The 23,809-nt window shown below is 45.8% G+C and carries 21 protein-coding genes; 14 read left to right on the top strand and 7 right to left on the bottom strand.

Features of this window, described 5'->3' with window-relative positions; translation table 11 throughout:
* Positions 1 to 10: 10 nt before the first annotated feature.
* Positions 11 to 1,729, top strand: a complete 1,719-nt coding sequence (locus tag MKY98_RS09780) for a methyl-accepting chemotaxis protein (RefSeq protein WP_069011371.1) — start codon at positions 11 to 13, stop codon at positions 1,727 to 1,729.
* Positions 1,730 to 1,819: 90 nt separating this feature from the next.
* Positions 1,820 to 3,130 carry an MFS transporter gene (locus tag MKY98_RS09785; protein WP_069011372.1) on the top strand — a complete coding sequence of 437 codons (1,311 nt, stop codon included), beginning with the start codon at positions 1,820 to 1,822 and terminating at the stop codon, positions 3,128 to 3,130.
* A gap of 92 nt (positions 3,131 to 3,222) precedes the next feature.
* On the opposite strand, the gene MKY98_RS09790 is transcribed toward MKY98_RS09785, so the two are convergent.
* From MKY98_RS09790 to fsa, 3 genes are all read right to left on the bottom strand, one after another.
* Positions 3,223 to 4,422 (bottom strand): MFS transporter, encoded by a 1,200-nt coding sequence (locus MKY98_RS09790; protein ID WP_069011373.1) that lies wholly within the window; start codon positions 4,420 to 4,422, stop codon positions 3,223 to 3,225.
* A gap of 1 nt (position 4,423) precedes the next feature.
* Positions 4,424 to 4,879 carry a MarR family winged helix-turn-helix transcriptional regulator gene (locus tag MKY98_RS09795; RefSeq protein ID WP_029516787.1) on the bottom strand — a complete coding sequence of 152 codons (456 nt, stop codon included), beginning with the start codon at positions 4,877 to 4,879 and terminating at the stop codon, positions 4,424 to 4,426.
* Between the two features lie 197 nt (positions 4,880 to 5,076).
* Positions 5,077 to 5,724, bottom strand: coding sequence for a fructose-6-phosphate aldolase (fsa, locus tag MKY98_RS09800; protein WP_013309811.1), 648 nt, complete (start codon positions 5,722 to 5,724; stop codon positions 5,077 to 5,079).
* Positions 5,725 to 5,900: 176 nt separating this feature from the next.
* Here fsa and MKY98_RS09805 point away from each other — a divergent pair, with 176 nt between their 5' ends.
* Together MKY98_RS09805 and MKY98_RS09810 are read left to right on the top strand one after the other, a co-directional pair.
* A complete protein-coding gene (locus tag MKY98_RS09805) occupies positions 5,901 to 6,620 on the top strand; it encodes a CBS domain-containing protein (protein ID WP_238437778.1) in 720 nt (239 codons plus the stop codon).
* Positions 6,621 to 6,642: 22 nt separating this feature from the next.
* On the top strand, positions 6,643 to 7,263 hold the full coding sequence (locus MKY98_RS09810; protein ID WP_039274832.1) for a TraX family protein: 621 nt from the start codon (positions 6,643 to 6,645) through the stop codon (positions 7,261 to 7,263).
* A gap of 91 nt (positions 7,264 to 7,354) precedes the next feature.
* On the opposite strand, the gene MKY98_RS09815 is transcribed toward MKY98_RS09810, so the two are convergent.
* From MKY98_RS09815 to MKY98_RS09825, 3 genes are all read right to left on the bottom strand, one after another.
* Positions 7,355 to 8,353, bottom strand: a complete 999-nt coding sequence (locus MKY98_RS09815; protein WP_069011374.1) for a polysaccharide deacetylase family protein — start codon at positions 8,351 to 8,353, stop codon at positions 7,355 to 7,357.
* A gap of 119 nt (positions 8,354 to 8,472) precedes the next feature.
* Positions 8,473 to 12,168 (bottom strand): non-ribosomal peptide synthetase family protein, encoded by a 3,696-nt coding sequence (locus MKY98_RS09820; protein WP_069011375.1) that lies wholly within the window; start codon positions 12,166 to 12,168, stop codon positions 8,473 to 8,475.
* A 145-nt stretch (positions 12,169 to 12,313) separates the two neighbouring features.
* Positions 12,314 to 14,083: a methyl-accepting chemotaxis protein gene (locus tag MKY98_RS09825; protein ID WP_029514770.1), complete on the bottom strand. Its 1,770-nt coding sequence runs from the start codon at positions 14,081 to 14,083 to the stop codon at positions 12,314 to 12,316.
* Positions 14,084 to 14,549: 466 nt separating this feature from the next.
* On the opposite strand from MKY98_RS09825, the gene MKY98_RS09830 reads away from it, so the two are divergent.
* The 10 genes from MKY98_RS09830 (at position 14,550) to MKY98_RS09875 (ending at position 22,948) form a co-directional block, all read left to right on the top strand.
* Positions 14,550 to 15,020, top strand: coding sequence for a GNAT family N-acetyltransferase (locus tag MKY98_RS09830; RefSeq protein WP_069011376.1), 471 nt, complete (start codon positions 14,550 to 14,552; stop codon positions 15,018 to 15,020).
* Between the two features lie 60 nt (positions 15,021 to 15,080).
* Entirely contained in the window at positions 15,081 to 15,749 is a 669-nt protein-coding gene (gene rpiA, locus MKY98_RS09835; RefSeq protein ID WP_039274825.1) for a ribose-5-phosphate isomerase RpiA, read from the top strand.
* Positions 15,749 to 16,198 (top strand): VanZ family protein, encoded by a 450-nt coding sequence (locus MKY98_RS09840; protein WP_069011377.1) that lies wholly within the window; start codon positions 15,749 to 15,751, stop codon positions 16,196 to 16,198. Before rpiA ends, MKY98_RS09840 begins: the two co-directional genes overlap by 1 nt.
* Before the next feature lie 199 nt (positions 16,199 to 16,397).
* On the top strand, positions 16,398 to 16,859 hold the full coding sequence (locus tag MKY98_RS09845; RefSeq protein ID WP_013309820.1) for a MarR family winged helix-turn-helix transcriptional regulator: 462 nt from the start codon (positions 16,398 to 16,400) through the stop codon (positions 16,857 to 16,859).
* A gap of 192 nt (positions 16,860 to 17,051) precedes the next feature.
* Entirely contained in the window at positions 17,052 to 18,116 is a 1,065-nt protein-coding gene (locus tag MKY98_RS09850) for a cobalamin B12-binding domain-containing protein (protein ID WP_069011378.1), read from the top strand.
* 49 nt (positions 18,117 to 18,165) lie between these two features.
* Positions 18,166 to 19,881 (top strand): ATP-binding protein, encoded by a 1,716-nt coding sequence (locus tag MKY98_RS09855; RefSeq protein ID WP_069011379.1) that lies wholly within the window; start codon positions 18,166 to 18,168, stop codon positions 19,879 to 19,881.
* 57 nt (positions 19,882 to 19,938) lie between these two features.
* Complete coding sequence (locus MKY98_RS09860; RefSeq protein ID WP_029514763.1) at positions 19,939 to 21,192, top strand: MDR family MFS transporter; 1,254 nt, start codon at positions 19,939 to 19,941, stop codon at positions 21,190 to 21,192.
* 19 nt (positions 21,193 to 21,211) lie between these two features.
* Complete coding sequence (locus MKY98_RS09865; RefSeq protein WP_039274819.1) at positions 21,212 to 21,766, top strand: nucleotidyltransferase family protein; 555 nt, start codon at positions 21,212 to 21,214, stop codon at positions 21,764 to 21,766.
* Between the two features lie 43 nt (positions 21,767 to 21,809).
* A complete protein-coding gene (locus tag MKY98_RS09870) occupies positions 21,810 to 22,232 on the top strand; it encodes a GNAT family N-acetyltransferase (protein WP_039274816.1) in 423 nt (140 codons plus the stop codon).
* 71 nt (positions 22,233 to 22,303) lie between these two features.
* A complete protein-coding gene (locus MKY98_RS09875; RefSeq protein WP_039274815.1) occupies positions 22,304 to 22,948 on the top strand; it encodes a GDSL-type esterase/lipase family protein in 645 nt (214 codons plus the stop codon).
* Between the two features lie 102 nt (positions 22,949 to 23,050).
* Here MKY98_RS09875 and MKY98_RS09880 read toward each other — a convergent pair whose 3' ends face one another.
* Positions 23,051 to 23,728, bottom strand: a complete 678-nt coding sequence (locus MKY98_RS09880) for a tetratricopeptide repeat protein (RefSeq protein ID WP_029514758.1) — start codon at positions 23,726 to 23,728, stop codon at positions 23,051 to 23,053.
* Positions 23,729 to 23,809: the final 81 nt, after the last annotated feature.

The raw sequence follows: 23,809 nt of genomic DNA on the forward strand, positions 1-23,809 counted from the left end.
GGACCGATTCATGAATTTAACGATTAAGGCCAAAATGATTCTTAGCGCGATACTGATCCCGAGTGTGATTGCAGCAATGCTGCTGACCAATTACATTTTAAGCGTACATAGTGAGAATGAGTACAAGGATATTATGAATCGTGAAGAGGCTATTGCGTATAACTCGAAGTCTCTTCAATTTTTGTTAAACGGCATATCTAATGATGAGCGGGCATATTTGCTAACTCGTGACGAACAGTATGGGAAAGAGATCGGAAACAAGCAAAGTGAAGTTGCAAAGTTGCTACAGGAGACAGAAGCTCTGCTTAGTACAGGCAATGAGGATTCTAGTAAAAAGATGACTGATCTCAAGACGGGGATTAATACCTATATGAATCAAGTTCATCGTTTACTGACTACAGCGGGGTATCAGAGTACAAGAGATGACGCTTTCCCGCCATTTTCTGATTTGCTCGATGATTTTGAAAACGAACGGGTGTTGCGCAAGCAACTTGATACCAAGGTAGTAGCCTTCGTCAAAGCTCAAGAGGATATGGTGACGGTGAAAGTACAGCAAGCGCACCAAACGATGACGAATACATCCTTGATTACGAGTATTGTAGGGCTTCTGGTTATCATTTACAGTATTTTTCAATCCATCGTTCTGATTCGTTCAATTCGTCCATTACACCATATGAATGAGCAACTGTTGGAAATGTCTGAAGGTGGGGGAGATTTGCGTAGCCGACTGGATATTACGTCCAAAGACGAAATCGGTATGATTGCAAGCTCCTACAACAAGCTTATTGAGGGATTCCGCAGTATTATAGTGGATGCTCAGGATACGGCGCGTACATTAACCGTAACCGCAGAACGGGTTAGCGTAAGTACAGAGGAAATGAATCAGGCCAATCGTCATACTTCCGGTGTAATGGAAGAATTAGCGGCTGGTATGGAGCATCAGGTCGACGATATTACACAAACTACAGATACTGTGAAAGAGCTTGCCCACGAACTGGAGCATATTGCAGCTACGAGCCAGCAGGTATATGAGTTGTCTGATACAGCCGCTAAAGATGCAGAAGCAGGGGAACAATCTATAGGTCAGGCTATGCGTCAGATGGAGAAGGTAAGCGAAAGTGTAGACAGCTCTGCACGTGCTGTACGTTCACTTAGTGAACAGGCCGAACAGATTGGCATGATTGGAGCTGTTATTACTGGAATTGCTAAACAGACAGGAATGCTGGCGCTCAATGCGTCGATTGAAGCGGCAAGAGCCGGAGAGCAGGGCAAAGGATTTGCAGTTGTAGCCTCTGAGGTAAGAAGATTGGCCGAGCAGGTATCGGTTTCAGCAGCAGAAATCACACAATTTGTGCAAAATATTCAGGAGCATGTTGGAAATGTCGCTTCCAGTATGCAGACAGGGACGGTTGAAGTGCAGTCTGGCGTAAAGGTCATGCAATCCGCAGAAACCGCATTTCGTCAGATTGGAAGTTCCATTCAACAGGTCAGCGAACAGATTCACAATGTAAACCGGTCCGTAGAACAAATGTCCGGCGGATCAGAGCGAATGGTGGAAGCAGTAGAACGTATTCGTGAAGTAGCAGAGCAGTCGGCAGGAGGAACCCAGAGCGTCAGTGCGGCGGCTGAAGAGCAACTGGCTTCCATGGAGGAAATTGCATCATCTATTCATACACTGGCGGATATGTCGCAACTGCTGAATGCAAGGGTCGGTGGATTTAAAGTGTAGCCGTATAAATCCCCACCAATGTAAACACAATAACATCTGTTGAACAAATCTGAACAGCTGTGTTATTACTTTTGCAAAGGTGGTAACGGGATGCAACAAAATAAGGGGAATCTGCTTGCGTTAGGTTCCATCCCGCTGATGATGACGCTGGGTAATTCCATGCTGATTCCTGTGTTACCGGAAATCGGACGTAAGCTACATGTAAGCTCTTTTCGGATTAGCATGTTGATTACAGTATATGCGGTGGTGGCCATTTTACTGATACCGATTGCGGGCTATCTCTCCGACCGATTTGGCCGTAAGGCGGTGATTGTTCCCTGTCTGATTCTGACGGTGATTGGTGGGGGGATTTCTGCAGCGGGAGTATGGCTGCTTCACGATTCGGCAGCATACTGGACCATTATTGCAGGCCGTCTACTTCAGGGTGCGGGAGCGGCAGGGGCTTTTCCTATAGTCATTCCGCTTGTGGGTGATCTGTACGAGAATGAGGATGAGGCCAGTAAGAACCTGGGGGTCGTCGAGACTTACAACACATTTGGCAAAGTGCTAAGTCCGATACTCGGTGCCGCATTGGGAGCTGTTCTATGGTTTTTGCCACTGGCCGTAATTCCAGGCCTCTGTCTGATTTCGCTCATTTTGGTGCTTTGGCTGATCCATGTGCCTAAGCGTAAGAACCAACCGATTATGTTTCGGGAGTTTGTGGGAAATGTGAAGCGGGTGCTTGCCGAAAAAGGACGTTGGCTCTATGCTATTTTCGCTATGGGCGGCATTTGTATGTTTGTCATTTTTGGCGTCTTGTTCTACTTATCCGACATCTTGGAAAGTCGTTACAACCTCCATAGAGTGTGGAAAGGTTTTGTGTTAGCCATTCCGCTGATTTCCCTCTGTCTGTGTTCTTATGTAGGAGGCAAGATCATCGGCAAGCACAAAAAGCGTATGAAGTGGATCGGTTTTAGTGGTTTGGCCATATTGACGATCAGCTTTGCCATTCTCGGATTTATCCAAAATATTTATGCGGTGATCGGACTGTTTACGTTAGGGGGCGGCGGAATTGGGCTTGCGCTGCCTTGTTTGGATTCTCTCATTACAAAGGGAATTGAAAAAGAGGAACGCGGAACCATTACTGCCCTGTATAGCAGCATGCGCTTTGTCGGGGTGTCACTAGGCCCTCCGGTTGTATCCTTGCTGCTGGGCAGCAGTGGACATGGTCTGCTCTTTGGCGTGATGGCCGCAGTGGGAGGCATTGCAGCTCTGCTGATGCTGTTTGCGGTCAGACCCAAGCAGGATGAACCCACAGATGACAAATCCACGGACCGTATGAGTGTAAATGAGGAGCAAACAAGCGTGTCCCGGGAAAAGCCTCGTTCTCCCAAGCTAAGACGCAAAACTCCTGCGAAATAAATGAAAAAGCACCCATTGTCCATGAAACCATGGCAACGGGTGTTTTTGATAACTAAGCAAGTAAGAGCTAATGTTCATTTGTAAAATATAGTCTACCCTTCTAGAGGGAGATGCGTCTTAGGCTTGCGGCTCACAACGATTTGTATGACATAGATTAGTAAGAACAGTACAACAAACAGCGAGGAAAGACGGTACATCCACGCATAATCACTTGCTTTGGCGATAATGCCAAGTATAAGCGCTCCGGCTGCAACCCCGAAATCGAGGGAATTGAGAAACATACCGTTTGCCATGCCCCTCTGTTTAGGAGACACGACCTGAATCATCCAGGTTTGGAGGGTCGGCTGCATGACACCAAACCCGATACCGTAGCAAAGAGCAGACATATACATGAAGACATCACTGTGTGCGTAGGAAAGCAGGATCAGACCGCCAATTAAAAACAGGGAGCCAGGGATGAGCAGTGCTTTTGCCCCTTTTTTGTCATAAATACGGCCCGAGAAGGGACGCACGATCAGCACGGATACCGCATTAAACAGGAAAAAGTAGGCCGGATGTGCCAGATTTGCTTCATCCCCGTAAAGCGCCATAAAGCCGAGTAATCCACCATATGTGATAGACATCAGCATGTTCAACAAGGCGGGAACCCACAATTTACGGTTAAATGCCGGTTTTCGCCCTTCTTCCAAAGGAACCATAGGTGGTTCGATGTGCTCTTTGGGTAGTGTACGAATCAGCCAGTAAGCCAACGGGAATATCACAACAATTACAGCTGCTGTCGTATAGGCAAGCAGGTTGAAACTCCCGTATTGAAGCATCGAAATGCCGATGGTCGGCCCAATCGACATCGCTAGACTAGTGGACAGACTAAAGAAGCCCATTCCTTCACCGAGACGTTTGGGCGGGATGACGTCAGAGGCCATCGTTGGAAAGGCCGTGCTACTCATACCGAAGCCAATCCCAAATAACATCCGCATGAGCAGAAGCACTGTAATCGTTGGCGAAACACTGTACCCCAGCGTTCCTGCCAATGCAAACAGCAGTCCCACGAAGATCAGGGTACTGCGATGTCCCTTTTCCAGCATACGGGCTGAAAAGAGTCGTGCTGCAATCGCACTTAAAGCGAATAAGGTGGTAACGAGACTCACCTGAACGGAACTAGCGTGGAATGTATTTTTCACATAAGAAGGAATGGAAGATAGGATCATCTGTAATTCCAGAAACAAAAATAAATTGGAAACCGTAAGAACGATAAATTCCTTGGTCCAAAGAGGTTGCTTGCCTTGTTGCATATTAATCGTTCTCTCCTTGTTTTTCTGATTCGGTCATGTTGGCGTGAATTTGTAAAAGAGTCCGGCGGAATTGCTTCAGATCGGCCGAGGAAATTCCTTTTACAAAATCGTGATTGGTATCAAGTTCGACAGGAAGAGTCTTCTCCACAAGCTGTCGGCCTGTTTCAGTCAGATGAAGCAAATAGGCCCGACGATCCTGTGGGCTATTTACACGCCGTACCCAGCCCTTCTTGTCCAACAAATCAATAATTCGAGTCGTGGTAGGCTGGTCCTTCACGGCCTTAGCTGCAATTTCTTTCTGATTTAAACCCTCAGCCTGATAGATTTGGAACAGAACCGACCATTGCTCTGGGGAAATATCATAAGGTTTGAGGCGCTGCAAGAGCTGCTGACTCATTTTGCGGTGAGTAATCCCGAGCAACATCCCAATGGAACAATCGGGAGGCAAGTTATTCATAGGTACTCCTTTCTGTTTCCCGTACATAAATTACTTTGAAATTAATTAGTTGTTATAACAATTATATGAACAACAAGTTATTTTGTCAAAAAAAGTTGTTCAGCGTTTTGGGTTCTGCTATCACTACAGCAAAAAAAACAGCCCGTAAAATACGGGCTGTTTGGGTTGATATAATATCGTTTGCCATGACTGGCGAATTAAGCTTTAGGTACGGTTTCCCAGTCCTTCAGGAAGCGTTCGATACCACTGTCTGTCAGTGGGTGTTTCCACAGAGAAGGGAGCAAGGAACCTGGAATGGTGGCAATATGTGCACCAGACAGAGCAGCATCTTCTACATGCTTAATATTGCGGATGGATGCGGCGATGATTTCGGATTTCAGACCATGAATGTCCAAAATTTGTCTCAGTTCACGAATCAGCTTCATACCGTCAACAGCGATATCATCCAGACGTCCTACGAACGGGCTGATAAAAGTAGCGCCAGCTTTGGCTGCCATCAAACCTTGAGCCGCGGAGAAAATCAGTGTTACATTCGTTTTGATTCCGTTCTTGGTCAGCTCGTTACAAGCATACAAGCCATCTTCAGTCATAGGAAGCTTGATAACCACGTTCGGTGCCCACTTGGCGATATCATAAGCTTCTTTGAGCATATCTTCAGCCTTCAGACCAATAACCTCAGCACTTACGGGACCTTCAACGATACTGCAAATCTCCTGAATGACTTCCTTGAACACTCGACCTTCCTTAGCGATCAGTGAAGGGTTCGTTGTTACACCATCAACCAGACCCAAACGTTCAATACGTTTGATTTCTTCAATGTTACCAGTATCCAAGAAAAATTTCATTTGATTTCCTCCTCAGGTTTATATAATACATAATACATATCACATGCGATGTACAATAGTTCATTATAAATGTAGCATATTGCACACGTTAAACTTATAATTAGTATGTATTACATTCTTAATTGTGACACATTTTAAATTTGAAAACAAGCGGTGTATGATTAAAATTTGATGAATTGTCGGAAGATGCTGAAATTTACCGATCTACGCTCTTTATAATGTATTCTACCCCACTCCATAAGGAGGTAATCATTATTCAACTGTCTGAAAGACAGCGGGAAATTGTTGATATTGTCCAGCGTCTGGCACCTGTTACGGGGGATAAAATTGCTGAAACACTGGGATTGACGCGTCCGACTCTCCGTTCTGACCTTGCTCTGCTCGTTATGCTCGGACTGGTGGATGCCAAGCCGAAGGTAGGCTACCTGCCAGGGCGTCATCCTAAATATGATAGTCATATCGGCAACATGCTCAAAAAGCTGACGGTGGCGGATATACTTAGTGATCCGATTTTGATTTCCGGTGACACTACCGCCTATGATGCGGTGCTGATGCTGTTTCAGCAAAATACAGGTACCCTGATGGTCACAGGAGAGGAGCAGGAGCTCATTGGAATTGTTACCCGCAAGGATTTGCTGAAGGTCATGCTGGGGCATACCGATCTTCACACCGTCCCGGTGACCATGGCAATGACGCGCCGGGCCCAAATGACGACGCTTGCTCCAGAAGACACTTTACTGGAAGCGATATCGAAACTGATTCGGCATCAGGTCAATTGTCTTCCAGTTTTGGACGAGCAATGTAGCTCCTCAACTCCAATTCGGGAGTTGGTAGGGCGGGTTACGAAAACGGACATCATGAACGCCATTCTGAGCTTGACAGAAGATAAAACGTAAAACATAAATAAGGGGGCCTTGTATGTACTGGTTGGCCATGCTGACGATGCTGATTGACCATGTCGGACTTGTGTTTTTTCCGACGGATCCGGCTTGGAGAATTGCCGGCAGGCTTGCTTTTCCAATCTACGCGTACGCGCTGTATGCGGGATATACTCATACCCGAGACATGCAGAGCTACATGCTTCGTCTACTCGGACTGGCTCTGATTTCTCAGGTGCCCTATATGCTGGCGTTTGATGTGCTTAGACCGAACGTAATCTGGACGCTATTGGCCTCGTTGCTTGCGTTGGCTGCTGCATCCCACTTAAAGCATTGGACGGCTGTAACGTGTCTGTACGTCGTCTCAGCTCTGGTTATGGAGCTCAGCCAGATGGATTACGGAGCCTATGGACTGCTGTTGGTTCTGATTTATCGATACACCCGTTCATATATGATGATTGCAGCCCATTTTGTTTTGAACGTAGTGTATGATATGGTGCATCACGCGAATCTTCAGCACTTTAGTCTGCTGTCCAGTATTCTGATCGTATGTTTTGCAACTGGAGAAAGCGGATTTTATAGTCGGGTACCGCGTTGGTTGTGGCGTAGCTTTTACCCGGTACATCTGGCTGTTATCGCGGCAATTCGCATCTGGCCCTAATCTACATCTCATACATTAAAAAAACCTTTAAAACCACGACATAAAATGGTTTTAAAGGTTCTTTTTTATCCTTCAATAAGCTAGCCAACGTTTAGGATACCTTGTTGGGACCTTGAGCAAAAGGAAGTGGGCGAAGGGGAGCACCTTCCTTCATGTATTGCACCAATACTTCGGGAATATTGTGTATTCCACCTGCATTGACGCGATAGCCGTTCGTTTGCCCTGGCGAGTTAATCCCGCGTTTCACCGTAAACGTAACGTCAATACCCAAGGAACGGCAAATTTCCATCGTCTCCTTGGTATACCCACCATAAGGGAAGGCAAGTACATTCTGATCATTGTGTAGATGCTTGAACAGCTTCTTGTCAGCCATGTCCAAATCGGTAGAAACTCGCTGTTTGAACTCATCCTCGGTTTCCATTCGCCCCAGCTTTTTCGAATACACTGGAGCCATCAGAAGCGGCTTTTGTTGGGTGCGCGCTGTGTTGGAGTATCCGTAAGCATGCTGGTCATTGGTATGATTGTAGAAATCAATGCCTTCAGCATGCATCTGATGAATTTGATCCCATGTCAGCTTTGGAATACCAATATGTTTGGGATTGCTGATCGTGGACGTGATGAGAAAATTGGTTGCCGGTACCTGGTACTTTTTCAACACAGGAAAAGTGTCCGTATAAAAGGACTCGTAGCCATCGTCGAATGTCATAAGTACCGCATTATCAGGAACCTTGGCTTTATGTAAAATAAAATCCGTATACTCTTTCATCGTGATCCAGTGGAAGCCGTTAGCTTTCATTTCGTCCAACTGCCTCGTTAAATTACTAAGCTTGAGAGCACCGGGATCAGGTGGAGTCTTGGTCACCTCATGATACATCAGGACAATTACTTTGTTTTGGTAATATACTTTATCTGGTGTAGGCGTCATTGAAAATAAATGGCGTACCAGTCGATCTGCATTAGCTGTGCGTGTACGATGAGCCCCTTTAACTGTAGGTGTGTGGTATATGCTACGTGCTTCATACACCAAAATTCCTAAAATAGCCAACAAACTTATGATTAGCAACGTTCTTTTAAAAAAAGTGTGTTTCATTGAATGACATCCCCCGCATGCAAAAAAATTCTGAAAGTATAGAGGTTTATACTAGATATGAAACTAGCAAAATCTAGTCTATCATACCGAAAACACGCGGGGGAAATATCACAACTTTGTTACCTCTGTGTAGCTTTTACAGATACCGGTGAAGAGGTCGGGAAGTAACCGATCTCGACGGCATGCTGGATCATGTTCCGAATAAAATTCAGGTCGGTTGCCGGGCATTGAACGCCAGCTTGTTCCAGCAGAGCTGTGGTTACAGAGCATCCGTAACGGTAAGCTGAATCCTTGGCTCCGTCACCTTCTAGTTGTCCCATAGCAAGGTGAAGTGCATCCTCCTGAATGCCGGAAGACGGATTTAGCAACCAGGCGCTGTAATCGTCAAAAGGCAGGGTTTCTACTGCGTAACCGAGTTGGTTTACCATAGCGATCAGTTCATCATATGGCAGTGGGTTCGGATTGCAGATATGGAAAATACGGTTTGCGCTTTTTTGATGAACAGACAGCTCTACGATAGCACGGCTGGCGTAATCAATCGGTGTGAAGTCCGTATGCCAATCGGCTTGTGGCGCTTTGCCCAGCAGCAGCATCGCCTTCATCATACGATAATAAGCATTGCTATCAATATTTCGCTGGAAGCGTCCGTTGGCCGAATGGGCTGTCAAATTACCCGCGCGATAGATCGAGACAGGCGTACCGGCCTGAGCTGCTTGGAACAACAGCTTCTCCGCCGCGAGTTTACTGTTCGTGTACAGATTGTCCACGTTCAATTCATCTGGGAAGGCAGAAAGCTCCAATGCCGACTCCCATTTTCCTTCGTTAGCAAGATCCTCCGGTATTCCCATAGTGGAGACATGATGGAAGGATACTCCCGGCTTGGCTTGGGCGATTTTCAGCAGTTCCAGTGTTCCGGTCACATTCGTGCGATCGAAGGCTGCCGAATCACCAAAATGGCGTACGTCAGCGGCGCTGTGAATAATGCCGTCGATTTGGTGCTCCAGCATATGGCGGTCGACAGAAGAGAGACCCAGATCAGCTTGCTCCAGATCCCCATAGACAGCCTTCACTCGTCCTTCGATCAAGCTGGAGATATCATGTCCAAAATATCCCGTCAATACGGACTGAATACGCTCGATACCAGATGGACCGTCCTGAGAAGGGCGTACCATCGCGTATACTTTGGCTTCTGTTCGTTGAAGTAGGTCATACAAAATGTGCGAGCCCAGATAGCCTGTAGCACCGGTCAACAAAATCACGCGCAAGTCGCGGACTTCAGCTAAGTCAGAAGCACCAGATAACTCAATAGGATGCTCATTCAAGTCCATTTTTTCTTGAGAAATCGCGAGTGGCTTGCGTTGCGGCATTTGTTCCGTACCTAATTGTTCCACGTATTCAGCAAGCTCACGAACGGTTTTGTAGCGGAAAAAATCTCCGATGCGCAGCGCGCCATAACGCGGCTTCAAAATAGCCAGCACATGGATGACACGAAGCGAATCGCCCCCGATCAGGAAGAAATCATCGGTAGCGCCAATGTTATTTTTACCAAGCACTTGAGTCCATGCTTCGGCAATGAGTGTTTCGGTTCCTTCTCGGAGAGGTTCCCCGCCAAATGAAAGATCAGACGCTTCCGGTAGTGGTCGCAGGGCCAGCTTTTTGCGATCGATCTTGCCAGTTGGTGAAATTGGCATAGCTTCCAAATGAACGACATGACTCGGTACAAAATAAGAAGGCAGCTTGCCCCCAATATAAGACTGAATAACGTCCTGTGGAATAGATTGTCCATCCGAAGTGGTGAAATAGCCAACTAGCATGTTCTGATCTGTGTGATCTTTGACGGCTACCACAGCGACGTCCTGAACACCTGGATGTTTGGAAAAATGGTCTTCAATTTCTCCGATTTCAATCCGATTTCCACGAATTTTGAGCTGCGAATCCTTGCGGCTTACGTATTCAATCGTACCGTCTGGCAGCAGCTTGGCGATATCACCCGAGCGGTACATTTTTTCACCCGGAACAAAAGGATTGTCCACGAACGATTGCGCTGTACGTTCTGGCTGATGGAGATAACCATGGGCCAATGCAGGAGTAGCAATACATACTTCACCCGGAATATTGACTGGGCAGAGCTTGTTATCATCGTTAACGATATACACTTTGTAATTGTAAATCGGCTTGCCGATCGGGATATTGACGACATGCTCAGGCACGGCACCACGGACCCGATGGGTCGTTGTCGCTACGGTGCATTCGGTCGGTCCGTATACGTTTACGATGTCGGTATCTGTACCGAACTTGCTTTGGAACGCTCGAACTTGGGAGCCGTACAGCGCTTCGCCTGCTACAGTAACAATCCGTACCTTAGCGAGTTTGCGATAGCCTTCGTCTGACAAGTACGTAGATAGCTGATTAAAGAATACAGTTGGCAAAATGGTAATAATCGTCGTGCCTGTACGTGCAATGGCTTCAGCGAATTCTTCAACAGATACACGCTCTTCAGAAGACAGCAAGTACAATTTTGCACCGTAAAACAAGGCTCCAATGGTATCCCAAACGGATGCATCAAAGCTGTAGGTTGCAAATTGGGTCAATACATCCTGAGGTGTAATGTCGCAATCGCGTTGCACGACAGCTCCTAGGTTAACAACACCGCGGTGAGCGATCAGGGCACCTTTCGGTTTGCCTGTAGAGCCGGATGTATAGATGACATAAGCTAGATCATCCGGACTTACACGAACGTTCGGATTGCTTGCAGCATAGCCTGCCAGCGGCCCGTTAATAGCTAAAATTTCTTTTACCGTTTCAATAGAACCGCACAGTTCAGTCGCTTGTTCCATAAGTGCGGAAGTTGTTAATACAAAAGGAGAACGCGTGTCTTCGACAATGTAGCTACTCCGGTCAGCGGGGTGGGCGGGATCAACAGGTACATATACGCCTCCGGCTTTTAGGATACCAAGCAGTGAAATAACGGTCTCTAAGCTCCGTTCCATGAAGATGGTCACGAATTCACCTTTGGTAAGACCTTTGGATAACAAGACACGTGCGACTTGGTTAGCGCGTTCGTTCAACTCACGGTACGTGTACTCTCCAGTGTGGGAAGCAATAGCCGAACGATCAGGGTATTGTGAAGCCGCCTCCTCAAACATTCCATGAATAGTTTGATGCTCAGGATATTTCACGACTGTATTATTTAAAGCTTCGTGAGCAGCTCGATCTGCATCCGATAATATATCAATTGAATTCACAGGTGCATGGCTGTTGGTTAGCGCGCCACGCAAAAGGGTTTCAAAGTATTCTGCGTATCGGACAACCGTTGTTTCCAGCAAGAGTGATTGATCATATCGTATCTGTATTTGATAAGCGCCATTGTGTTCACTGACAGCCCAATCCATAATACGGGATTCTACACCGCTGTCCGTAGGCAGATTTGTCGAAAATGAAGTATCGGCTTGTGGTTCCGCAAGGTATGCACTTGGCTCACGGAGCATCTCCTGAAATAAGTCTGCTAGTTCATGAAAAGTCGTTTCCTTTTCGACTGTCAGCGAAGCTGTAAGCAGACCAGTTTGTGGCACGAAAGTAGAAAAAGAAACTTCTTCTTCTGCGGAAAGGCGATATACCCATGCAGTATATGCTGATAAGAGCAACGCTTGTTTGTCTCCCGCAGTTTTTTGCTGATTTAATTGTTCCGAGATGGACGCTTCTAACTCTACTTGATAAGTAGAGGATGTATGCTTGCGTTGTATACGTGCATAATCCAAGGGAACTAGGAATGGGGAAGGGGTTGTCTGTGTACTGTTTTGTAGTAATGAAGCCATTACGCTAACCTCCTGAATGTATGATGTCTTAATATAAATGGTAAACTCAGTAAATGCCTCGCTCCCTTCAAATGCATGAACAGGAGGGAGGCATTACCGAATGAATGATTAACTATGAAATTAACTTTAAGTCGATAAATGGCTATTATGATTTGCTACGGTTGGTGTCTGCAATTTTGAAATAAGATGTAATTTCTTGAAGCTCTTCAGACATGGATGTCAATTTATGGGATGAATCAATAATCGAATCCAAAGAAGCTTTTTGTTCCTCCACCGTTTGCACAATGTGAACACTGTTATTGGCTGTTTTGGTTACAGTGGAAGAAAGATCGTCTGCTGTCGCTGTCATTTCCTGTGTACCCGCAGATATTTGCTCAGTAGCGCTGGATACTTCTTGGATTTGCCATGCTACATTTTTAGTTGCTTGAAGAATATCATTGAACAGCACGCCTGCTTGTCCAGCAACGACGATTCCGTTTTGAACTTCAACGTTTCCTTGCTCCATCGATTTCACAGCTTGTCCGATTTCATTTTGAATTTCTTCAATCAGTGATGTAATCTGTTTGGTTGCCTCCGCAGATTGTTCTGCCAGCTTACGTACTTCACTGGCAACGACGGCAAAGCCTTTACCTTCTTCACCAACGCGCGCAGCTTCAATAGAAGCGTTCAGAGCGAGCAGGTTGGTTTGACTGGAGATGCCTGAAATGGTACTGATGATATTGCCAATTTCCTGCGAACGACTGTCCAGCAACTTGATGATACGGGAAGTATTGGTTACTGTATCGGTAATCAAGTGCATTTGGGATGATACCTTACTTACAATCTCGTTGCCTTCGTTAGAGCGTTTCTCTACCGAATTGGCTTCTTCCGCAACATTGGAAGAACTCGTGGCAATATTTTGAATGACCGAAGCCATTTCAGCCATGGCACGTGCACTATCGCCTGTTGCTTTTTCCTGCGAACGGATATTCTCCGTGATTTCACTGATGTTTTGATTGATGATGTTGGAATTGATTCCGTTTTGTTCGCAGATTGCGAGTAATTCTTTGGCGGATTCATTGACTTCATCAGTTGTCTGCTTCACTTTAGTCATAATGCTGTTAATATGACTTACCATATCGTTGAAATTCTGATTTACGAGTCCCAAATCATCATGACCTGCATGAATTTGAACATCCAGATTTCCTCTGCTTACTTCGCTGATACCGTACATCAATTGCTTAATCGGGGACAGCGTACGTTTCACAACCCAATATTGAAGCGCCAGGCAGATCAGTAGGAAAATCACTAAAATGGTAGCGCCGCTAATGAGCAGCTTGGTCAATCCTGCAGGTACGGCACCGGCATCTGCATCGACTGCAAAATATGCAAAGATTTTGCCGCTTGGATCTTTAATCGGAGTCATCAAAGTCGTCCATGTACCAAAAGTATCATCGTAGAAGCTGGTGAATGTTGGTTTGCCACTGTCCAGCATACCGGTTACGCCTACTGCCACGACATTGGGTTGCTCATACATAGAGCCAACGAGCATCTTATCTTTTTCAAATGCTTCTCTGAGATCCGTTGGCATCGCCACAATAGATGTCAGATTGCCATTTTCGAGCTCCGTCCCGAAAATATAGGCATGAGAGATATTTGGATTCGTCGCCATGATGTTATCTAGGTACGCGCGGAGTTTGGTTTGAATGGGTCCATCATAATTTTTCTCTTGAACCGCTTGGGTTACTTCATCGGAATTAATGCCCTGGGCCCACTTCAATGTGATTTTTTCCACTTGCCCATGCAATTGGTCTATCAAAATCGTACGTTGGATCAAATAGCTGGACACAATAAGAACTAGCCCAATCAATACGATGTTGAAGAAGGATAATAATAGGTTTTTGGTGAAGAATGATAAGCTACTCCACTTTTTCAAAATGTTCCACTCCCTGGTTGTATTTTTTGTATATGGTGTTGAACCGCTTATCGAATGAGATAATCAAGTCCCCCTTACAAACAAAATAATCGAGATCATAGACCCTTGAATTTTATGTAATAGGTCTTAAGTCCTTTTACAGACAAGTATGATATCCCTATATATATGTCGTACGAAAAGCCCTTGAAATGAATACCTTACACAATAAAAAATTAATTTTAATAGGTAAACGCTGTCTGTGTTTCAGTATATTCCAATTTATACTTCAACTTGAGATTTGAATTCATTACAGTCCATAAGCAACTATTCAACAGAAACCATCATACTTTATAATAGAGTCAAATGCACTTATCAATTTGGGACATTTTTCATATTTAACGTTGTAAATGCTTGATTTATCGCGGTTTTTGTGAATTGTTTGCAAATGAGTCTTTATATCCATGCAAAGAGAAGAGGGATAAGAAGAATGTCCAAGCTTACGATTTTAAAGGTTGAGAGTAATCACGAGGATCTGCATAAGTTGATTCAAAGGCTGGATGAGGACTTGCTGGAAAGGTATCCTGCCGATGAAATTTACTTGGTTGATTTTTCCAATCCGAAAGTTAAAGAAATGTTTTTCGCTGTTGTGTATGTGGACGAAAAACCGGTGGCTTGTGGAGGGCTTAGGCCTATAGATGCGGAAGAAATGGAACTTAAAAGATTTTATGTCGATTCCTCTTATCGCAGACAAGGGATTGCGGTGAGCCTATTATCTTTTTTGGAAGAGGAAGCCAGAAAACGGGGAGTTGTAAGGATTAAATTGGAGACCGGAGCGGCTCAACCTGAAGCGATTGCTCTCTATACCAAGCGGGGATACGAACCTATTGAACGATTTGGGGAGTATGAACACGATGAAAACAGCCTTTGTTATGGTAAAAAGCTGTCTCTGTTAATATAAAGCGTTCTCTTATAAAATGGATGATGATCAATACTAGCCTATATAGCGGGAGAGATGATAATGAATTTGAAGCAAAAAGCGGCCGAAAAAGCAGTTGAGGCGATTCAGGACGGCATGAAAGTAGGACTTGGTACAGGCTCGACAGCCTTTTGGGCTATTCAAAAAATTGGTGAGCGTGTAGCGCAAGGATTACATATACAGGCTGTAGCTACATCCCAAGCGTCGGAAGATCAGGCCAGGGAGCTGGGAATTCCCATCATTCCGTTTGATCAGATTGGAAGGCTTGACGTTACCATCGACGGTGCAGATGAGGTGAATGAGCAGCTGGTGCTGGTGAAAGGTGGAGGCGGAGCCTTACTGAGAGAGAAAATTGTGGAAAGCAATAGCGACCGATTAATTATTATTGTCGATGAGTCCAAGGATGTGAAGGTGCTGGGTGCATTTCCTTTACCTGTTGAGGTCGTACCCTTTGCCAGTGAATGGACGTTGGAGGCCTTGCGGCAGACGGGCTGTAAAGCGGAGTGGCGTATGAAAGACGGCGAGCGCTACCTTACGGATAACGGTAATTATATTGCCGATTGTCGCTATGGTACGATTGAGAATCCGCAGGAGTTGGAAATCCGCTTGAACCAAATTCCGGGAGTAGTCGATAACGGACTGTTCATTAATATGGCGGACCAGGTGATTATCGCACGGGCCAATGGACAGATCGACGTCCGTAACAAGTAATGTCTAGGACCCGTCTGCTTCATCATGTGGCATTGGTGTTATTGATTTTATATACAGGACTTCTATTATATTGGATGTTTCTCGGTTTTGGTCGTACATTACGGCCAGGACCCCCGTATTCGTATAATATTGTGCCGTTTGATACGATCAGGCAATACTGGCGGGCAATGGAGTCGTTTCCTTTTCGGGTATGGGGTGTTAATTTGCTCGGTAATATTGGCGTATTCATTCCCTTCGGTATCCTTGTGCCTATCATTTGGGTGTCCATGCGAAGTATAGGCAGTCTGTTGTTAACGATAGTGATCACACTGGTCATTCTTGAGGTGTCCCAAATGCTGCTGGGCGCAGGTACAATGGATGTGGATGACATCATACTGAATGTTCTGGGAGTATTATGCGGCCGTATTGCCTACGTATTTTTACGTAAGAAGTTAGGGATTGCAATATAATCGTCCTGCTCTCTGAATCAGTGTGTTAAGACTGGCTGAGAGCGGACTTTTTTTACATAATGAACTGTAATCTTCACATAATAGACGACAATTCCTCCATTTTTAGGCCGTAGGAGTAGGGGGAGGAACGCTTAAACTTGACAAAAGCGCACAATTAAGATATCTTGGAATAAAGATATGAGTAACGGAGGCTGTTAATATGTCTGTAAAACCAGATGATCAGGACCTAGCACTTAATTTGTTCGTTGTTCTGGCTCGTGCTTATAATTCGGTCACGTCTCGTACGAATCGGGACATTCATAGTCATGGATTAAATACAACAGAATTTGGTGTGCTTGATCTGCTGTATTATCGGGGACCCCAGCCTTTGCAGAAAATTGGAGAAAAGGTACTAATCTCTAGTGGGAATATTACGTACGTGGTAGATAAACTTCAGAAAAAAAACTTGCTTACCCGTCGTGCTTCGCAAGATGATCGGCGTGTGATTTATGCAGAATTGACTGATGATGGACGTCATTTCTTTGAGCAAATATTCCCGCAGCATCATCGTGTTATTATGGAGACCGTGGATGGCTTATCCGTGGAAGAGAAGGAGCAGGCTATTCATCTGTTAAAAAAGCTTGGACTAACGGCTGAGGGGCAGAAGAGTAACGGATCATAAATTGTGCATGTGCAGGTTAAATCTGCTTTAGATAAAATACCGACTTTTCGGTATTTTATTTTTTTGTCGTATTATGGGGGAGTAGGGTTAATGTAGAGACGCAAATCAGGTATAATTGTCTAATAGTCACGTCCGGAACAAATTCCCAGTACCTGTTTCGAATACAAAACCTTGTCGGGGAAGGAGCTGTACATGAGTATACAGCAATACACCGCAGGTGAATCGCTATTGATGCAAGCAGGAGCTTTGGCTGAATTAGTTACCCATAAGCAATACGAATTACAGCCCGATCTTTTGCAGCGTTTTGGGGATAACGGTAAAATAAAGACAAAACAGGATTCCATATATAGTTTGAACTATTTGGCTGAAAGTGTAATCATGAACAGCCCTATTTTATTTACACAGTATGTTTCTTGGTTAAAAAAGCTTCTGGAGGGTTTCGGGATAACCCAAGAAGATTTGAGCATCAATTTCAGATTAATCCAGGAGACGTTGGTAGAGCACTTCGATCATACGAATAAAGTCATGGTGCTGGAGCACCTGGATTTGGGGATACAGCAAATTGGGAAGAAAGAGGAGTATGCCTCTTTTATTACAGGTGATAATCCCTATGCTGCTGACGTGGCTCAATATTTGGAATATTTACTCTCAGGTAATCGCAGACAGGCTTTGGATTGGATCGTTCGCTTGCTGGATGAGGGTATCTCTATTCAACATACGTATAAATATATTTTTCAAATTTCGCAATATGAAATAGGCCGTCTATGGCATGAAGGCAAAATCACCGTCGGTCAAGAGCATTTTTGCACTGCCGTGACTCAATTTATTATTTCAAGCCTGTATCCCAGATGGATGGGGAGTGGAAGTAAGGAACGCTGCCTGGTGGCGGCGTGTGTAGGCAGCGAGCAGCATGAAATTGGAGTGCGTATGCTGGCTGATATATTTGAAATGGATGGTTGGGATACGTATTATTTAGGCGCCAATGTACCTAACCGGAGTTTGCTTCAGGCCATTGTGAGTTACAAGGCGGATGTAGTGGCTATCTCAGCTACCATGGCTTACCATGTCCATCTAGTGAAAGAGTTGATTGCTCTCATTCGGCAAGACCCAACGACTAGCCATGTGAAAATTATGGTCGGAGGCTTGCCTTTTAATCTCGATTCCCTCTTGTGGCAAGAAGTAGGGGCGGACGGATACGCACCAGGTGCGGAAGAAGCGCTGGAGGTTGCGGGTGACTTACTTTCGCTCAGGAAATAAGGTTGGTTTTGTGAACCTGTAAGTCATTTTGTAAAGGGGGCCTTTTAATATGAAGGAACCGACAGCAGAAATGGCTGTTCTGCGGAAAACGGTCGAACAATTAACGGATGAGATAGTGAAAAGCAAGGCTGAGGAAGAAAAGCTGCTGAATGAATTTTCAGCGATGAACAACGAGCTGGTTAATCTGCAGCGTCAGCTTGCCAAAAGCAATGTGGAATTATCACGGACGAAGGAAGAAGCGGTACGGGCTAATGACCTAAAGAGCACTTTTCTGGCTGTGGTTAGTCATGAATTCAGAACGCCAATGAACGGAATACTTGGAATGATCGAAATGTTAGGTTCATCCAAACTTTCCCCGGATCAACGGCAGGCCATCGGTGTGATACGTGAGTCAGCCTCCCTGTTATTGAACATGATTAATAATCTGCTTGATATATCCAAAGTGGAAGCAGGACAGATGGAACTGGAGATCGGAAACGTCAGAGTTCAGGCGATTATGAGCCATGTTGCTCAGTTGTTGGAGCCGCAAATCTATCAGATGGGTAACCGGTTGAGTATAGAGACCGATACCGGTGTGGCAGAGCATCTGGAGGGAGATTCGGCAAGGATCATGCAGATCTTGCTCAATCTGTTGAACAATGCGAATAAATTTACGAGTGAAGGATTGCTCATCATTCGAACAAAATTAGTGGAGGAAACAAAAGACTCCCAACGTGTTCGGTTTGAGGTGCAGGATTCGGGTATTGGGATTTCACCGGAGGATCAGAATAAGCTGTTTCAGCCTTATGTACAAGCCGGTGAAGGCAGCGCCTCCCAATATGGAGGAACGGGTCTAGGGCTATGGATATGCAGTTCATTTGTGGAACTCATGCAGGGAGAAATTGGGGTCGTCAGTACAGAAGGCCAAGGCTCCACGTTCTGGTTTGAAATTCCCCTCATGAAAGGATTGGAGCAGGCAGGCGAAATGGAGAAGCGTGAAAATGGTGATTTAAAGGTATTTAGCGAGTTGCTGCGTGAGCATAGTCATTCTCTAACTATTTTGGTGGCTGAGGATAATCGGGTAAATCGTCAGGTGGTGCAATTACAGCTTAACCATTTGGGATTCCAGCATATTGATTTTGCTGAGGATGGACAAGCTGCTGTAAAAGCGGCCTCCGAACGATCCTACGCTTGTATTCTAATGGATCATTACATGCCTCTGCTAAATGGTCATGATGCGGCAAAAGCGATCCGCCAGCGGGAAGCAGAAAACCAGCAACCACCTGTACCGATCATTTCTTTGACCGGGAATGTGTCTGAGGAGGATCAGGCACGGGGCCGGGAGGTTGGAGTGAACGATTACTTGATAAAGCCAGTAACGATTGAAAAGCTCTCTGAAAAGCTTGTCAAATGGCTTCCAAAGCCGGAAACCGAGCCGATTTTGGATAAGGAAGTTATACGTGAAATTATGCTGCTGGACGAGGATGGCAGCACGGCACTACTGGAGTCATTGGTCGAAATGTATACAAGTGATACACCTGCCAAAATCAATAGGTTAAGAGAACTGGCTGCTGTGGGCGAAGTCACAAAAGTAGTAGAGGCTGCTCATGAGTTGAAATCAGGCAGCGTGAGTCTGGGTGTCGGGCGTTTGTCCTCGTTGCTGTCGGATATTGAACAGCTTGCACGGGAGAACCGACTCGAGAATGCGAAAGCGAAGTTGTCTGCGCTCCAATCTGTCTATCAAGCAACGTGTTTAGAACTGGAACGCTATATTCACCAGTGCTAGACCGTTTCCCCCCCCCTTTATTAGACTTGCACGCGGAAGGAGAACGTAAAGGCATATATGAAAGAACAGTTGCGTTCCATTCACCCGCTGGCCTGGACGATTATTGTCGGTACTATTTTCGGGCGGATGGCGACATCCATGAGTATCCCGTTTTTGTCAATTTACCTTACCACCCGTTTAGGAGTGTCCCCCTTTCATACGGGGGTGATCGTGTCGGTAAGCTCGTTGGTCGGCATTTTTGCCAGCTTTTACGGTGGATATATTTCAGATCGAATCGGACGGCGTAAGGTGATGTTGGTGTCCATTGCGAGCTGGGCGCTTGTATTCGTTGCTTTTGCGTTGGCGGAAGCGGCCTGGGCCTTTTTTGTCATTAATGCTCTAAATGGACTGTGCAGGTCCTTGTTCGAGCCAACCTCGCGGGCGCTGTTATCAGATGTAACCCCCAAGGAGAAAAGACTGCTTATCTATAATATGAGATATGCGGCCATTAATGTTGGGGTAGTGGCAGGGCCGTTGCTTGGTTTGATGTTAGGATCTGCATCCAATGGTACGCCGTTCATGGTAGCTGCTGGTGTGTACGCACTATACGGAGTACTGTTGTTGATCCAATTTGCCCGTTATGCATCGGATCTGCATATAGGTACAACGGCGAGAGAGGCTCCACTGCGAATGGCTGAGGCATTCCGTACAGCCAGCCGTGATCCGGTGTTTATGCCGATTTTGCTGGGAACGGTATTTTGTGTGATGGGCTATGCGCATTCCAATTCCACAATGCCTCAATTCTTGTCCTTATCCTTCGCGGAAGGAACTCGATGGTTTACATATATGCTGACGGTCAACGCGGTTTGTGTATTGGCATTTCAATATCCGCTGGTGCGGCTGGCAAGCCGATTTTCCCCGGTGAATTCTCTGATTGCAGGGAATATATGTATTGCGGTCAGCCTGTTGCTGTGCGGTATGCTAAACTCAGGCTGGATGTTTATACTGGATATGGTGCTGTTTACGGTTGGTGAAGTGTTATTGTTCACGATGCTGGACGTATTGATTGACCAAATTGCAGATGCTCAATATAAAGGGACCTACTTCGGTACAATCGGCTTTAATAATTTGGGAAGCGTGCTGGCTCCTTTATTTGGTGGCTGGTTGCTGGATATCTATGGTCAAACGGCGCCGCTTGTTGTTTTTGTTCCGGTTGCCCTGTCGGTTGTGATTGGCATTCCGTTCCTTCTGGTCGCACGCCGCCGCCTGGTGCAGCGTACAGCACGGATCGCGGCTCAAGGAGGAGAATCGGTGCAGCAACTGTCATCATAAAAAGGGAGTTGAGTGCAGGATGAAGTCGGAAGAAGATGTGCTACGAGTCATACAATATATGAATGATCCGCAGGTACTGGAAGACTTGCGCTATGTGCGAGAGCTGAAGTTGCCGCAAGGATGTATTGCCGCAGGCTATGTACGTAACCGCGTTTGGGACAAGCTCCATGGGTATACAACGGCTACACCTTTAAACGATATAGATGTTATCTATTTTGACCCGAAAAACACGCTAGAGGAACGAGATGAGTATCTAGAGTTGTCCTTGAACCGTAAGCAGGCCGGACGTAATTGGTCTGTCAAAAATCAGGCTCGGATGCATTTTCGCAACGGGGAGGCTCCTTATTCCTCGGTAGAGGATGCGATGAGCCGCTGGCCAGAGACGGCAACGGCGGTGGCGGTTAGATTGAATGACAAGGATCAAATAGAGGTCATTTGTCCGCATGGATTGGAAGATCTGCTGGATATGCGGGTACGACAAAGCCCTTTGTTTCGTCACACAACGGCTTATCGTCAGCGTGTATTTGAGAAGCAATGGCTTGATAACTGGCCGTTGCTTATTATGGAGAATTAGAGTGAAATCCTAATTTTAGGATATTAAGGAGAGACGACAAACAATGTTTAAAAATATAAAAATAGATTCAGATCGTGAGGAAGTTCTGGAGCTGTTAACCTACGCCGTGCTGGATCACCCTGAACGCGGAGAAGCAGTTTTACGTACCTATCAAGCCTCGGATGACTGGAAGCTGTTCGGTGTAGAAGATGAAGGACTTATTGTAGGTATTGTCGGCTTTGAGGACCAGGAGGATGGAACAACTGTAATTCGCCATCTGGCCGTGTTGCCTGAAAACCGTCATAGAGGATATGCCAGAGGTATGCTACTTACGCTCATTCAGGAGCGTAATCCAAAACGGCTTACTGTGGACACGGATGCGGAGGGGGCAGATTTTTTCCGCAACGTGGGCTTTGCCGTGTATGGATCAGAGGATTTGCCGGATGGTGGGCAATTCCATTGTGTATATGAAATAGACGAAGAATAAGCGAATCTCCGGGTCCCGCGTCCCTCTTTCTACATAAGATATGTTATGCAGAAAGAGGGAGGTGGGTTTCATTGGCGTACCACTACACAGCGATTGGAGATTCTTTAACAACAGGTGCAGGGACGTTGCTGAGCGGCGGATTTGTACCTATCTATCGGCGAATGGCAGAAAGACATCTGCGTACGCCAGTCAGTTACGAGAATCTGGGAATTAACGGGCTGACATCGCAGGAGTTGCTGTCCATGGTCCGAAACAATCCACTTTTTCGGTCGGCGATCAGCCGGGCTGAACTTATAACGGTAACGATCGGCGGGAATGATCTGCGCCCATACATCAGCGCCCTTGCTGGAGGGTCCGGCTTATCGGGTTCTTCCATTCCACAAGCGTTGAATCACACAAAAGAACATGTACGCCAAATTGTACATGCCCTGTATCAGATAAAGTCCGGTCAGCGTGAGCCATTTATTATTCGAATGGTGGGATTATATAATCCTTTTCCAGAAGTAAGGGAGGCGGGAGTATATGTGCGTCAGTACAACTCGTTTCTCTATACATTAGGCGGACCGAATTACCGGGTGGCGAATATTTATCCCGCATTTGAGGGCTATGAACGGGCACTACTTTCGTTAGACCGGGTGCATCCGAACAGTCGTGGTTATCGCGTGATTGCGGAAGAGTTGAATCGGCTTGGTTATGCGCCATTAAGGCGAGCGTGAGAGGATGCTTTGGATCAGACAAAGTATATTAAAGAAAGAGGTTCATGATGACAGTAGAAACTGACCATTATGAACCTCTTTGTTTGCGTTAGTAGGCGCTGTTTAGCCGATTGATTTACGAAATAAGCTACGCGCAGCCCACTTGCGCTCACTTCGTTTGCGGTATTTGGGTAGAGAGCGATAGACGGCAATGGACTGGTTAAAGGCTATAGTGGCTTCATCCTTGCGTCCCAGCATACGGTACATCAAGCCTGTCAGATAATAACCCTCGCTGGAAGAAGACTGAATCTCCTGAAATTGCTGCAGATAATGAAGCGACTTATTGACGTCACGTTCCTTGAAAGCAGCGGCTAAATGCAAATAAGGCTCACCGTACTGTACCCGCGGGTTAATATCCAGTGCTTTTAGTAAATGTTGTTCTCCATCCTCCAGATGGTTTGTATGTACTTCAGCCGTTCCCCGTGCGTTCCAATAGTCTGCTGAGTCTTCATAACGGGATTGAATTTCCAATAAGAGCTCCAAAGCCTGCGGATATTTCTTGCTTTCGATCCAGATACGAGCCAAATCGAACCTAGCAGCCACATCGTTGGTGTTTAGCGCAATCTGTTGGCGCAATCGAGCGGCATTGCGTCTTCTTTTCCATGGTTTGCTGATGCTGGGCAATACACCGACAAAGCTACGATCCAATATATAGATCACGATTAAGAGTACGAGCAGTGCCAGAAACGGGTTGCCGAGCAAACTCCATAGTAGAGAGAAAATTAAAAATTTCCCAATCATTTTTCTCCAATCCTCCTGTGCATGTAACAATCCATACTTTCCACATTATAGCATAAAGCCGCTTTAAGGGGCATTAGCCTG

The organism is Paenibacillus sp. FSL M8-0228, from assembly GCF_038007385.1.
Taxonomy (GTDB): domain Bacteria; phylum Bacillota; class Bacilli; order Paenibacillales; family Paenibacillaceae; genus Paenibacillus; species Paenibacillus polymyxa_D.